12 protein-coding genes are annotated in these 14,018 nt (G+C 40.4%); 7 read left to right on the top strand and 5 right to left on the bottom strand.

Features of this window, described 5'->3' with window-relative positions; genetic code table 11:
• Positions 1 to 424: 424 nt before the first annotated feature.
• On the top strand, positions 425 to 652 hold the full coding sequence (locus tag FHK89_RS08690) for a hypothetical protein (protein WP_230659099.1): 228 nt from the start codon (positions 425 to 427) through the stop codon (positions 650 to 652).
• A gap of 185 nt (positions 653 to 837) precedes the next feature.
• Here the strand turns inward: FHK89_RS08690 and FHK89_RS08685 are convergent, their stop codons facing one another.
• Entirely contained in the window at positions 838 to 1,680 is an 843-nt protein-coding gene (locus tag FHK89_RS08685) for a DUF898 domain-containing protein (RefSeq protein WP_230659097.1), read from the bottom strand.
• Positions 1,681 to 1,923: 243 nt separating this feature from the next.
• Positions 1,924 to 2,949 (bottom strand): ferrochelatase, encoded by a 1,026-nt coding sequence (gene hemH / locus FHK89_RS08680; RefSeq protein ID WP_230659095.1) that lies wholly within the window; start codon positions 2,947 to 2,949, stop codon positions 1,924 to 1,926.
• Positions 2,950 to 3,304: 355 nt separating this feature from the next.
• On the opposite strand from hemH, the gene metX reads away from it, so the two are divergent.
• The 4 genes from metX to trhO all read left to right on the top strand — a co-directional run bounded on the left by metX (position 3,305) and on the right by trhO (position 7,624).
• Entirely contained in the window at positions 3,305 to 4,540 is a 1,236-nt protein-coding gene (gene metX, locus FHK89_RS08675; protein WP_230659102.1) for a homoserine O-succinyltransferase MetX, read from the top strand.
• Complete coding sequence (gene metW, locus FHK89_RS08670) at positions 4,537 to 5,145, top strand: methionine biosynthesis protein MetW (protein ID WP_230659093.1); 609 nt, start codon at positions 4,537 to 4,539, stop codon at positions 5,143 to 5,145. The genes metX and metW overlap by 4 nt, the downstream gene beginning before the upstream one ends.
• A 459-nt stretch (positions 5,146 to 5,604) precedes the next feature.
• The gene (locus FHK89_RS08665; RefSeq protein ID WP_230659091.1) at positions 5,605 to 6,219 is read left to right on the top strand and encodes a tetratricopeptide repeat protein; all 615 of its coding nucleotides are present in this window, start codon (positions 5,605 to 5,607) and stop codon (positions 6,217 to 6,219) included.
• A 334-nt stretch (positions 6,220 to 6,553) separates the two neighbouring features.
• Positions 6,554 to 7,624 (top strand): oxygen-dependent tRNA uridine(34) hydroxylase TrhO, encoded by a 1,071-nt coding sequence (trhO, locus tag FHK89_RS08660; protein ID WP_230659089.1) that lies wholly within the window; start codon positions 6,554 to 6,556, stop codon positions 7,622 to 7,624.
• A 122-nt stretch (positions 7,625 to 7,746) separates the two neighbouring features.
• On the opposite strand, the gene blaOXA is transcribed toward trhO, so the two are convergent.
• Both blaOXA and serA read right to left on the bottom strand, forming a co-directional pair.
• Positions 7,747 to 8,571: a class D beta-lactamase gene (blaOXA, locus tag FHK89_RS08655; protein ID WP_230659087.1), complete on the bottom strand. Its 825-nt coding sequence runs from the start codon at positions 8,569 to 8,571 to the stop codon at positions 7,747 to 7,749.
• Positions 8,572 to 8,876: 305 nt separating this feature from the next.
• Positions 8,877 to 10,103, bottom strand: a complete 1,227-nt coding sequence (gene serA / locus FHK89_RS08650; protein WP_230659085.1) for a phosphoglycerate dehydrogenase — start codon at positions 10,101 to 10,103, stop codon at positions 8,877 to 8,879.
• Positions 10,104 to 10,316: 213 nt separating this feature from the next.
• On the opposite strand from serA, the gene FHK89_RS08645 reads away from it, so the two are divergent.
• Positions 10,317 to 11,879: an FAD-binding oxidoreductase gene (locus FHK89_RS08645; protein WP_230659083.1), complete on the top strand. Its 1,563-nt coding sequence runs from the start codon at positions 10,317 to 10,319 to the stop codon at positions 11,877 to 11,879.
• Between the two features lie 33 nt (positions 11,880 to 11,912).
• The gene (locus tag FHK89_RS08640; protein ID WP_230659081.1) at positions 11,913 to 12,503 is read left to right on the top strand and encodes a M23 family metallopeptidase; all 591 of its coding nucleotides are present in this window, start codon (positions 11,913 to 11,915) and stop codon (positions 12,501 to 12,503) included.
• A gap of 59 nt (positions 12,504 to 12,562) precedes the next feature.
• Here FHK89_RS08640 and phoR read toward each other — a convergent pair whose 3' ends face one another.
• A complete protein-coding gene (phoR, locus tag FHK89_RS08635) occupies positions 12,563 to 13,987 on the bottom strand; it encodes a phosphate regulon sensor histidine kinase PhoR (protein ID WP_230659080.1) in 1,425 nt (474 codons plus the stop codon).
• Positions 13,988 to 14,018 lie beyond the last annotated feature (31 nt).

The following is a 14,018-nucleotide window of genomic DNA, read 5'->3' as shown; positions in this document are numbered from 1 at the left end:
CACTTGATAAAAAACGAAAAACAAAAAACAATGATTACCAGTCGCCGATTATCTATAAACTTGCGTAAGTTCTACATTAATTCTTTTTATATCACTTACTGTTTAATTATTTTTAATAATATATATTCATAATCCAAAAAATCGAGATATTTTTAGGCATAATCCACTATTATATATAGGTTTGCGAGTGTGAATGCTAAGCTAAGTTGTTGTTGTCGATATCAAATAAAACAAAGTCTTTCTCAGTTAAACAAAATCCAACATGGATACGACAAAAGTCAGTCTATTTTTTTATGCTGATTACCTATGATATAAATAGACCCACACCTTAAAGTCAAAATTTTAACAGCCCAAAGTTTTTAATAGCATTTAACAATAGATTTTAATCCATACCTTAACATGCACATATATCAAGGAGAACAACATGACACACCCATCTTCTACTAATGTCAGCACAAATAATTTAGAAACCATCGCAACTGATGAGAATCTGGTTAATGAGGGCTTAACACCATCACAACCACAAAACATAGACGATGCGCGTATCGATGAAGTATTGGTAGAAGATAATTTAGATGATAAAGATTATCCAACCATCCGTGATATTGCTGATGAAGATGCTGTCGAGCACAGCTTTGGAAAGGAGTTGTAACCCATCCAGCAATAGCAATAACTGCTCTTATAAAAAGAACGCTTATTTTTTATCTCATGACCTTTTATTTAACTGTGCGTAAAACGCACCCTACAATTATTCCGATATCAGTACTTACCTGTAACACAAAGCCCTGAAAAATCAGGGCTTTTTATTAAATGTTACAAAACACGTAGAAAATAATATTAAGAAATCTCAACCATGGGTTGATCTGTCCACACATCTCGGTAACTGGTGTAATAGCCAATAATCATCCAAGGTGTGATGATTAATAACCCTAGTCCCAATGTAAATAGCACCAATAAGGGCAAGGCGACCATTAATATCAAACCATAAACTGTAAATGGCAGCATATTAACCCAACAGCCTTGAAAGCTTTTTTTCATAGCCGTCATGGCATCCATGTTATGTAAAACAATCAGTGCGGGTGCAAACCATATTGCCATCATGATCGGTATCATCAACAATAACATAAATAACACTATGATCATAACAAACAAAAACAGATTCAGATCGTCCATATTTAGCATCATGCTATCGAGGCCACCACTAAACATAGCCAATGAAAAACCACCAAATAATAGGACAACAATAAGCGCAATCACAATGCTCGCAAGTGAAGCGGCAAAATATAATAAGCACAATATTAATAGTTGCTCTATATGGGTTTTAAAGCCCGCAAATAAATGATCAAACCGCAGCTCTTCTCCTTGTGCTTGGGCCGCACACCCTTGCATCATACCACCGATAAAAATCAATATAAAATAGCCAGCCATACCACCAATAAAAGGAATGAAATTAGCAAAAATCAAGATAAGCAACAGCGCAAAACCCATGCCTACCCATAATAAAAACTCTTGTTTAAGTAGTGCAAATGCATTGACTAACCAAGTCCAACCCAATCCTGCCGAGCAGCATCGAGGCTGGTCTAATAGCTGTGGTAACGGATTGCCAAATTGATCTGTAGCAACCAAGGATGGCGGCTTTTGTAATGAAGACGAGGGTGGTGGAGCATACGGCGAAGTCATAAAGTATCCTTATTATTACCTCACTCTCAACTTCAACCCTCTCCTAACCTCCTTCTTAAAAAAGAGGGAGAAACTGGCTTTTAAGTCCTCCCCTTACTTCAAGGGGAGGGTTTGGGAGGGGTCATATATCAAATTAGTAAAATAAGTTGAGAGTGAGGTTATTATTATTAAAAATTATTACTATATTTTTAACGTCCATTGTGTGGGTATTTATCCTTATATAAACGGTATTTAAGATATCGTTTATGTGTGCGCCATTACCTGTGACCATCCTTGCACCAGTGGTGTCACCAATGCAGCCATTAATTCAATATGCGCCGCATCGGTATTAAGCGCAGGAATATAATGATACTCTTGCCCGCCTGCCTCTAAAAAATACTTTCGATTTTCTATTGCCAGCTCCTCAAGTGTTTCCAGACAATCTGCAGAAAATGCAGGACTGACCACGTGTACTGAGCACACACCTGATGCCCCCCATGCTTTTAAAGTGACATCGGTATAAGGTTTTACCCATTCTTGCTTACCAAAACGAGACTGGAAACTGATGATCCATTCATCATCACTTAGCTCCAAACTTTGTGCCACTTGCATGGCAGTATGTTTACAACGCTCAGGATAGGGATCGCCTTTATCAGCATACGGCTGTGGAATACCATGAAAGCTAAACATCAATTTATCTGGCTTACCATGCTCTGCTTGATAACGACGTATCGAATCTGCCAACGCTGCAATATATAACGGATGGGAAAAATAATCTTTAACAATGCTTATACTCGGCAAGTTACGCTGCTGCAATGCCCATTTACTCACCGCATCATATACCGCTCCTGTCGAGGTGGCAGAATACTGTGGAAATAAGGGCAAAATTACAAAATGCTCTACGCCCTCATTTTGTAATTGGCTCATCACTTCAGGCAAAGCAGGATTACCATAGCTCATCGCCGCATGTACACTCACCCCGACAGGTAAGGTTGTATTATCTAATTTATCCAATTTCGTTTGTAATAAGTCAACTTGGCTATTTAATATCTTACGAATTGGTGAATCCCCTTCCCAGATACTTGCATAGGCATGGGCGACCCGTTTCGGGCGGGTGGTCAAAACAAATAGATTTAGGATAATTGCCCATAAAAATTGCGGTATTTCAATCACACGTGGGTCGGACAAAAACTGACGCAAATAGCGACGTACTGCTGGTGTGGTTGGTGCATCGGGTGTACCAAGATTGACCAATAATACGGCAATGCGTGGCGATTGAGCAGATTTCATATAGACCCCATATTGTTAACATTTATTTTCTATTATGCAGCCATCATTTAACTTTTTATGTCATCACCTTCATCAAGATTAATTTCATTTATCAAGACAAGGTTTAAATAGATAGATTGGGCATTAGTTTAACATTTTTATGCAATCATCAAGAGGAACTGACGTAATCAAGTTGTACTTCTGCGTCTATCAACCTACAATACTACCCTAACAATAACCTAACTCAACTATGAGATTGTATGAGGTGGTTTTGAGTACGTATTCCAAACTTTCTGACACTGACGCTAATACTGATACAACCCGTGATGCTAATAGTGATAACAATAGTCACGCTAGTACAGAAACTTCTGTCGGTATTGTCACCCCAAAGTGTTTGCACTTTGACACTCCGCTGACACTAGAATGTAACCGCATCCTACCAGCATTTGATTTGATGGTAGAGACTTATGGCACATTAAATAGCGATAAATCCAATGCCATACTCATCTGCCACGCACTCTCTGGTAGCCATCACGCTGCTGGCTACCACAGTGCTGATGATAAAAAACCTGGTTGGTGGGACAATATGATTGGCCCTAACAAAGCCATCGATACCAATCACTTTTTTGTGGTGTGTCTTAATAACATTGGCAGTTGTCACGGCTCAACAGGCCCTACTTCTCCCAATCCTGATAGCGCAACTGGCGCACCGTATGGTCCAGATTTTCCGCTGATTACCATCAAAGATTGGGTAAGCACACAAGCACTGTTATCCGACCGCTTAGGCATCAATGTATGGCATGCGGTGGTCGGTGGCTCAATGGGTGGTATGCAAGCCTTACAATGGGCAGTGGATTACCCTGATAGACTTAAACGCTGCGTCATTATCGCCAGTACACCCAAACTCTCAGCACAAAATATTGCTTTTAATGAGGTGGCACGTCAATCGATATTATCTGACCCCAACTTCAAAAAAGGACGCTATCTTGAAGCCAACACCTATCCCAAGCGAGGGCTAGTCTTAGCCCGTATGGTTGGGCATATTACTTATCTCACCGATGAGGCGATGAAATCTAAGTTTGGTCGTGACCTCAAATCTGGCAAATTTATGTATGGCTATGATGTTGAGTTTCAGGTAGAAAGCTATCTGCGTTATCAAGGTGAGCGTTTTAGTGAAAACTTTGATGCCAACACTTACTTACTAATGACCAAAGCACTCGATTATTTTGATCCGACTCGAGGTTATGTAGAAGCCGATAGTATGTCGGATATTGATGCGCTGAAACAGACACTGGCACATACCCAATGTCAGTTTTTGCTGGTGTCATTTACTACTGATTGGCGTTTTGCTCCTGAATGCTCACAAGAGATTGTCGATGCCCTCATCGCAAACAACAAACCTGTCAGCTATGTGAATGTTGATGCCCCACATGGTCATGATTCATTTTTGTTTGATATTCCACGCTATATGGCAGCGGTACATGGTTTTTTGACAGCTCCTTTTTTGACGACACAAACGAATCAATCCCATAACACCAACCATGCCACCACAGCAGACGCTAAAAAGTGTCACGATACTGCACTGGCAGCTGATTCAGGAGATGCTCTATGAGAATGGATCACATACTTGCAGAACGCTGGATTAAACAAGGCTCACGTATCTTAGACTTAGGCTGTGGGGATGGCGCATTATTGGCACACCTACAAAAGACGCTTGGAGTCACAGGCTATGGACTGGAGCTGGATACAGATAAAATTAATCAAGGTATCAGCAAAGGCTTAAATATCATCGAGCAAGACCTCAATGATGGGCTGGCGAGATTTGCCGACAATAGCTTTGATACTGTAGTGATGGCACGGGCGCTACAAGCAGTAAAATCCCCTGATACCCTACTGCTAGATATGCTACGAGTGGGACGAGAAGCCGTCATTACCTTTCCTAACTTTGCGCATTGGCAAAACCGTATCCATTTAGGCATCAAAGGACTGATGCCTGTCTCTGAAGCATTGCCTTATGAGTGGTATGACACACCAAACATTCATCTATGCACCTTTAAAGATTTTGAAAAACTGTGCACAAACAATGATATCCGTATTCTAAATCGCTTTGCCGTCAGTGATAGCTTGCAAACGTATCACCCGTTAAAGTCTTCATTAATAAGACGTATGCCAAACTTGCTGGCAGATGTGGCGATTTATCGAGTAACGAAAGTTTAAGACGCTGTATTTATCATATCTACTATTCAGATACGTATATTGTTACCAATTTATTACTTTAATATCACCATAGTCTTGCTGTCATATTCACTTACAAACTATCTAGCAAAGTCACCCATAAACATGGGTTAGCTTGGGTAATTAATATTTGAGTTTCGTAAATAGTGATGTTAAGCTAATTCAATTACTGTTTATTTTTACCTGTTATATTTATGGCTTAGATAACACTTTGCTGTCACACTATCAAATAAATAAAAGTGCGACCAAAACTCACGCAACTTGTTAACATAATATCATGTTAATTGTTGTGTTTTTTAATGAGCCTACTCAATAGTGATAGTGGCAATATGACAGCTAATTGAGCCAGTTTTTACTTTTATATTTATTAAATAGACTTAACTAATACTTCAACTACCTACTCTATCCATCTGAAACAAATTCTAAACTGGAGCTGTTGCTATGAAATTGTTAAAAGCCGCCTTATTTACCACCATGTTATCCTGTGGTGCGATTAGTGCTGCTAACGCTGAACTTATCTCAAATGTACCACTTGACACCTCACGCTTTGAGTTAATGAACATTAGTTCCCTAACAAACATGGCACTGCAAACATCTACTAATGCAACTCAGCAAAGAGCCTATAACGAAGCCAAATTTTACCTAGGACGACGTTACCATAAAGGCAATGGTGTCGCTCAAAATACCCAAAAAGCCATCGAATGGTACACACTAGCAGCCAATGAAGACATCACACCTGCGCAACTTAACTTAGGTCTTATGTATGCTAAGGGAGATGGCGTTGCTGTTAATGAACAAAAAGCCCGCTATTGGCTAGAGAGAGCAGCAAAACGTAGTGATAATCGTGCCAGCTATGCACTTGCCTTAATTGATGAGAAACAACAAAAACTTGTCGATGCCTATAAATGGTATGACTTGGCAACACGTGATGGTATGCTTAATGAACAAATACGTAACAAAGCACGTGGTAGAATTGGTCGATTGGCACTGAACTTATCTAGTTCAGATATGGAAAGAGCCCGTACTCAAGCTGAAAGTTGGTTTCAAACACAGTAACACTCCATTACCATACTTTTAATATCAATTTAAGAAAACAAAACCCAGTATCATGCTGGGTTTTTTTATATATTTCACATTACGGCTTTAACTTAGTTGGTTTGGACAGGTACTTTATCTATATCTTTACCTATAAAACCTAAAAGCGAATACTAATATCCTCTCTCCCCTTATAAAATCTACTCAAATCTTATAAAATAGTCAGGTTATGGTTAAATATAGTCAAGCTAATATCTTCAGAGACTACATAGCAGAGATTCCATCAGCCATAACATTGTTTTTTATTTATCATAAACGCACTAGGTTTACGTCCTAGCCAGCAGGAGATAGCAATATGAGTAACACAACGAGCAATACAACAGATAATACAAGCAACACCAACCCGAACAAAAACCCTGTCGCATACGATAGTGAAGTCAATAACATTGTCGTTGCTGCCCTTTACAAATTCATCCGTTTTGATGACTTTGAGCAGTATCGTGAGCCCATCTTAAACATCATGCTAGATAATGATGTCAAAGGCACGTTATTACTGGCATCTGAAGGTATTAATGGCACAATTGCAGGCAGCCGTGAAGGTATTGATGCGGTACTAAAATATCTGCGTACCTTGCCTGCAATTGGCGAGTTTGAATACAAAGAATCTTATACCGATGTTGCGCCATTTTATCGCACCAAAGTAAAGCTCAAAAAAGAGATAGTCACCATGGGCGTCGAAGGCATCGACCCATTAGAATCTGTCGGACGCTATGTAAAACCTAGCGAATGGAATGATTTAATTAGCGACCCAGATGTATTACTTATCGACACTCGTAACGACTATGAAGTACAAATTGGCACATTTAAAAATGCGGTCAACCCCAAAACACAAACCTTCCGTGAATTTCCTGAGTATGTGCAGCAAGAGCTTGACCCAAATAAACATAAAAAAGTAGCGATGTTTTGTACAGGTGGTATTCGCTGTGAGAAATCCACCGCTTATTTGCGTGAGCAAGGCTTTGATGAGGTGTATCATCTTGAAGGCGGTATTCTCAAATACTTAGAGGAAATCCCAGCCGAAGAGTCTTTGTGGCAAGGGGAATGTTTTGTGTTTGATAATCGCGTGGCGGTCAATCACAACCTTGAAAAAGGTGAATATGACCAATGCTATGCCTGCCGTATGCCCATCACCGATGAGGACAAGCAAAGCCCTGCGTATGTCAAAGGAGAGTCTTGCCCACATTGCATCGACAAAGCCACCGAAGAGCAAAAAGAACGCTTCCGTGAGCGTGAACGCCAAGTACAACTGGCAAAAGCCCGTGGTGAAGCACATATTGGCGGTGAGGTGAATGAAATTATTGAAGCCCGCCGTCAAGAAAAACTGCAAAAGAAACTAGAGGCAAGTTTGGAAAATGCGGGTGAGTAGTTAAATAGATAGTTTTTGTACTGAAAAAATAGTTTTGTAGGGTGGGTTATGCTATTACTAATCTGCCCTATATTATTTATTATTCCTTGCTAAAATTAGCAACGCACTAAAAAGGGTGAAAACTAGATAATTCCTAATTGCTTTAAGCTCTCATAAGCGATTTCTTTTCTTTTAGAAAATGCAATATCTTGTGTCATATCCATATTTAAAGAAAATGAAATAACTTGATTGTTAGGTTTAACCACCCAACCTGTAAACCAACCAATCTTTGGCTCTGTATTGATGGCTAAACCAGTTTTTCCATAAATTCTGCTACCGTTGATGACATCATCAAATAACATCTCATTGACCTGCTTTTGAGTCTGGTAAGAAACAGGCAATTCTTTATTCGCCAATCTAAATGCAAATTCAGCCTCTTGCTTAGGCGTAATTTCTAAAGGTCCTACCAACCAAAAATCATCGACCTTATTACCAATATTAGAATTACCAAACCCGATACGCTCTACTTCCAAACGCATTTTCTCTAAGCCTATTCTTCGAGCAAGCTGTTGATAAACTGGTACTGCTGATACCTTGATTGCCTCTGTTAAGGTTAAGTCTTTTTCCCAAGCCTTTAAAGGTCTTTTCTCCCCATTCCATTTAAACACTTCATTTGGATTGGTCAGTCCACTTTCTATGCCAATAACGGCATTGAGCATTTTAAAGGTCGAAGCTGGTACATAGTAAGTATTGGCTCTAGCAACATTATTGCCATAAGAGGCGTAATGATTACCATCATAAATGGTAATTACCCCATTGGTTTTGGCTTCAGTAAATAAGTTACTGATAATTGAGTTATTTATCTGCTGTTGAGACGTAGTGATTTCTTTTTGTTGAATAATTAAAGTTTGACACGCAGTCAGGTTAAAAATGGCAAATAAGATGAGTAAAGATTTTAATGCGTTCATGGTGCGTCACTTAAGTTGGTTTCTTATATAGTATAACTTACATAGATAAGTGATGAATACAAATTGAGGAATAAAATCTTATAGGCTAGGTTTACATATATGCAGTGATTTTTTAGGGTGCATTCCATGCATCTTTTATCTAACTATGCGTCAAACGCACCCTACAATGCTACAATGCTGAGAGTAAATCTACGTATTTGGTATTTGTTTCCGCTTTTCACTACCACAAAAAATATCACATAAAAAAAGAGACAAGCCCTAAAACTTATCTCTTTTTATTTAGACTATTATTCTCTCAACAATACTTAAAACAACACTCGAACGCGAATGGTTTCTTTAATATTTTTAAGCTTATCAAGTGCTGCCTCTGAGTCATCATTATCCACATCCATCACCAGATAACCCACATCACCTTCGGTCATTAAGCTTTGGGCTAAAATATTAATGCCTGCTTCGGCAAATGAGCTGTTAATTTGTGACAACACACCCGGTACGTTTTTATGAATGTGCAATAAGCGGTGTGAGCCTTCTTTCGATGGCACACTCACTTCAGGGAAGTTCACTGCTGTGACCGTATCACCTGCATCTGAGTATTTAACAAATTTTTCAGCAACTTCCAAGCCAATATTAGCTTGCGCTTCTTGGGTTGAGCCACCGATATGTGGAGTTAAAATGACATTGTCAAATTTGCGCAAGGGTGATTCAAATTCTTGGTCAGCAGATTTTGGCTCTTTAGGGAACACATCCACCGCAGCCCCAAGCAATTTACCAGACTCAAGTACCGCTGCCAAATCATCAATATCGACACAAGTACCACGAGCAGCATTGATAAAGTAGCTGCCTTCTTTCATGTGTGCAAACTGTTCTGCTTTCATCATATAACGGGTGCTTGGCAAATCTGGTACATGCAACGTCACCACATCCGCCGTCTGCAATAGCTCTTCTAAGCTACCAACTTGGTGTGCATTACCCAGTGGTAATTTAGTGACGACGTCATGATAAATCACCTTCATACCCAAGCTTTCTGCCAATACAGACAATTGTGAGCCAATTGAGCCATAGCCAACGATACCCATGATTTTGCCACGCACTTCATGCGAGTTTTTGGCAGACTTGCCCCAACCGCCACGATGCACCACCGCATTTTTTTCTGGGATACCACGATATAGCATGATGGTTTCTGCCAATACCAGTTCTGCTACAGAACGAGTATTAGAATAAGGGGCGTTAAACACAGGAATACCCAATTCACGCGCCGCATCTAAATCCACTTGGTTAGTACCAATACAAAAACAGCCAATCGCCACCAGTTTATTGGCGTGCTCTAACACTTCACGCGTTAGCTGAGTACGTGAGCGAATACCAATAAAATGTGCGTCTTTGATTTTTTCGACCAATTCATCGTAATCAAGCGCATGAGTGAGGTATTCAATATTGGTATAACCAGCATTATTTAATACTTTTAACGCATTGTCATGCACGCCTTCTAATAATAAAAAGCGAATTTTGTCTTTCTGTAATGATAAAGTCATAATGTAACCCTTTGTATTTTATCTCAATTTGCTTTAACAAAATTTCAATCTAAATGTGGTGCTTATCTTATAACAAATCTCACCTAAATGTCAGGTTAAAAGCTGAATAAATCCTTAGTAATATTGACTATTACTCATGCCCATCTGTACACAACGAAACTGCCAGACTGTGTTAAAATTATTGTATCCATTAGAATCACATCTGAGATAACCATGACCCAATCATATAATACGACCAATAATATAAATAGCGACAATGATGCGCTATCTAGTATACAGCCTCCTGCCCATGAGCGTACCCATAGTGCACATCAGGCGTCAACTGGCAATACCAACCCTGCTAAAACCGATACTGACACTATCCATAATACCCAGACAGTACAGCCACTATTGCAGGCTTTGGCTGATAAACACGGCTTTGATGACAGTCAAATCAAGACCGATGCTGAGAGTCTAGAATATTGGGGCAAAGACTGGACAAAACATTTTGCCCCTGCCCCTTGTGCCATTGTCTTTCCTAAAACTACCGAGCAAGTTCAAGCCATCGTCAAACTTGCCAATGACTACAACTTCGTTATTACCCCAAGTGGCGGACGCACTGGGCTGTCTGCAGGTGCAGTGGCAAGCAATGGTGAGATTGTGGTGAGCATGGATAAAATGAACAAAATCGGCCAGTTTTATCCTGCCGACCGTATGGTCGAGATTGAAGCTGGGGTCATCACCGAGCAGCTACAACAGTTTGCCGAAGAGCAAGGCTTATATTATCCCGTCGATTTTGCGTCGGCTGGCTCAAGTCAGATTGGTGGCAATATTGGTACCAATGCAGGCGGTATTAAGGTTATCCGCTATGGTATGACCCGCCAATGGATACTTGGCTTGACGGTGGTCACAGGCAAAGGCGATATTCTACATTTAAATAAAGGCATGATAAAAAATGCCACAGGTTATGATTTGCGCCATTTATTTATTGGTAGTGAAGGCACACTTGGCATCGTCACCCATGCGCAAATCAAACTTGAACGCCCACCACAAGATTTAACCGTAATGGTACTGGGTATGGATGAGTTTGACCATGTGATGCACGTGTTATCTGCGTTCCAAGCACAGATTGATTTAACCGCCTTTGAATTTTTTGACAGTGTCGCCATCGAGAAAGTATTGGCATCGGGGCATGTGCAAGAGCCTTTTAGTGAGCGTAGCAAATACTATGCCCTTATTGAGTTTGAAGCGCCTTATGAGCCAATTATGGACAAAGCGATGAGCATCTTTGAGAGCTGTATGGAAAATGGCTGGGTGATTGATGGGGTGATGAGTCAAAGTATTGCACAAGCCACTGAGCTATGGAAACTGCGTGAATATATTTCTGAGACCATCTCCGTCTTTACACCGTACAAAAACGACATCTCAGTGCTGATTAGTCATGTGCCAGACTTTATCCATGACATTGAGAGCGTGGTCAATGCCAACTATCCTGACTTTGAAATTTGCTGGTTTGGGCATATTGGTGATGGTAATTTGCATCTAAACATCTTAAAGCCTGAAAATCTGGATAAAGACAGCTTTTTTGAAAAATGTAAAAGTGTCAATGACCATGTGTTTGCAGTGGTGCAAAAATACAATGGCTCAGTGTCTGCCGAGCATGGTGTGGGTATGACCAAAAAGCCATATCTTGATTACACCCGTCCGAATGTTGAGATAGATTATTTACGTGCCATTAAACAGGTCTTTGACCCCAATGGCATTATGAATCGTGGCAAGATATTCGATTTGGACTAAGCCCTTACATCTGCCAAAAATGAGTACCCAAGTATGCGCAAAAAATCTGCTTCGCTTATTGTTCAGGTACTCATCTCTGTTGCAAAGCTTATATTATGGCTGGTGCTGATTGCAGGGCTAATTTTTACTATCCCGCAATTACGCCAAGCCATCGTGCCTTATGTGAGCGATGCCATCACTCATATCCAAAACCTGCGTCAATATTCCAAACTACTCAAAGAAGACTTACCAACAGCAAACAGCCTGCCAAATCCCCTACCCAATCGCCATCTCACCGATACATGGGGAGCTGCCCGTAGTGAAGGACGCAAACATGAAGGCATTGATATTTTTGCCGAGCGGGGTACGCCCATTTATGCCACCACACATGGTATTGTACGCAAAGTAGGCATAGATAGGCTTGGTGGTAATGTGGTTAGCGTCATTGGTCCTGGTGGTGCAGGGCATTATTACGCCCATCTAGAAGAATACGGCGATATTAGTGAAGGTGATTGGGTCGAGCAAGGCGATATTATTGGCTATGTTGGTGACAGTGGCAATGCCAAAGGCACGCCAACGCATGTGCATTATGGTATTTATATCAATGGCAAGGCGGTCAATCCGTATCCTTTATTAAAGAAATAACTGTTAAAATAAATATATAGCTATTTAGTAGCTCGTTGACTATAGCACCAAATAAAGCATCACTGATTATTACAATCTAGCCGTTTTGTACTCTCTCCACAGCACACTTGGCTGGCTGGAAAAAATACCTTAAACGTCGAGCCTTGCCCTTCAGTGGATTCAATCTTTAAAGTGGCATCGTGCTGATACAACACATGTTTAACGATGGCAAGCCCCAGCCCTGTCCCCCCTGTGGCACGACTACGCCCACTATCAACACGATAAAAACGCTCGGTTAACCGCTCAATATGAGCAGCTGCGATGCCAATACCGTTATCACTAACGGCAAACAGACAGCCATCTTTGACTTCCTGCCAGCTAATGCTAATCTCACCACCTTTGGGGGTGTATTTAATGGCATTGGTAATTAAATTTAATAACGCACTGTTTAGATACATCTCCGAGCCATAGAGATTTTTTTGCGAATCAATATGCAAATCAATCAAATGCCCATACTCTTTATTATAAACCTGTGCATCATCGAATAAATGTGCCAGCATTTTTGGCATATCGACACAAGTTGGGGTGGTGACTTCCTCATTCTCTAAGCGCGATAACAGTAGCAAATCATTGATGATACTATTCATCCGCCTTGTCTGTTGTGACATCAAACTAAAGCCTCGTTGCCACTTAGGATCAAGGTCTGGCTGATCTGAAAACGTCTCAATATAACCCATGATAACGGTCAATGGGGTGCGTAGCTCATGCGACACATTGGCAACAAAGTCTTTACGCATCTGCTCCAAATGCTGTAAACGAGTAACATCATAAATAATCAACAACTTTTCTTGCCCAAAATGCGTCACTTCACACTGCAAATAACGCTCAGAATCTTGCCATGACTGCAAGCGTATTCCATCATTAGGCGAGGTGGCATTGATGTAGTAGGCATGAAACTCAGGCTTATCTATAAGTTGTAAAATGCAATGACCTTGATCTTCAGAGCGTAAATTAAGTAGCTTTTCGGCAGATTGATTCCACCATTCTAAGCAATCATCTTTATCTAATAATATGACCGCATCTTGCAATGCCAATAATGAGCTACGAATTTTTTTAACCAATCCCATCATCTTTTGATGAGTCAGTTGCTCTTGCTTTTTAATTTGATATAGCTCAGTTGCCACAAAAGACAAACCACCAGAAAACTCAGGTGGTGGCAGAGTTAATGAGCGACTAAGCCAATTATAAAACTGCTGCATGGCAGCCAGTCGCCATATATAATAGGTCAATAGACTAATCACCAAACCCCAAGCCACTGACCCTTTATCTATATAGCTTAGATAAGCACCAATCCCAATGCCCACAATGATTGAAAACAATAACCACTTAAAGTCTGCCCAAAACAAACTCTTACTATGTATGCCTCGCTCATTTTTTGGTCTGTAATCATGCGACTCATCTTTTTTAGATGCAGCAGATTGTGTCGGAGTAGGGGTTGATGTCATTGCTATCCAAAATTACTCAAAGGGTATATTG

The organism is Psychrobacter sp. I-STPA10, from assembly GCF_021012795.1.
Lineage (GTDB): Bacteria > Pseudomonadota > Gammaproteobacteria > Pseudomonadales > Moraxellaceae > Psychrobacter.
The sequence above is the reverse complement of the archived record's forward strand: the minus strand, read 5'-3'. Positions and strand labels throughout refer to the sequence as shown.

Coding starts and splice junctions, on each gene's coding strand:
- FHK89_RS08690 (WP_230659099.1), top strand. CDS start 425: ATGACACACCCATCTTCTACTAATGTCAGCACAAATAATTTAGAAACC.
- FHK89_RS08685 (WP_230659097.1), bottom strand. CDS start 1,680: ATGACTTCGCCGTATGCTCCACCACCCTCGTCTTCATTACAAAAGCCG.
- hemH (WP_230659095.1), bottom strand. CDS start 2,949: ATGAAATCTGCTCAATCGCCACGCATTGCCGTATTATTGGTCAATCTT.
- metW (WP_230659093.1), top strand. CDS start 4,537: ATGAGAATGGATCACATACTTGCAGAACGCTGGATTAAACAAGGCTCA.
- FHK89_RS08665 (WP_230659091.1), top strand. CDS start 5,605: ATGAAATTGTTAAAAGCCGCCTTATTTACCACCATGTTATCCTGTGGT.
- trhO (WP_230659089.1), top strand. CDS start 6,554: ATGAGTAACACAACGAGCAATACAACAGATAATACAAGCAACACCAAC.
- blaOXA (WP_230659087.1), bottom strand. CDS start 8,571: ATGAACGCATTAAAATCTTTACTCATCTTATTTGCCATTTTTAACCTG.
- serA (WP_230659085.1), bottom strand. CDS start 10,103: ATGACTTTATCATTACAGAAAGACAAAATTCGCTTTTTATTATTAGAA.
- FHK89_RS08645 (WP_230659083.1), top strand. CDS start 10,317: ATGACCCAATCATATAATACGACCAATAATATAAATAGCGACAATGAT.
- FHK89_RS08640 (WP_230659081.1), top strand. CDS start 11,913: ATGCGCAAAAAATCTGCTTCGCTTATTGTTCAGGTACTCATCTCTGTT.
- phoR (WP_230659080.1), bottom strand. CDS start 13,987: ATGACATCAACCCCTACTCCGACACAATCTGCTGCATCTAAAAAAGAT.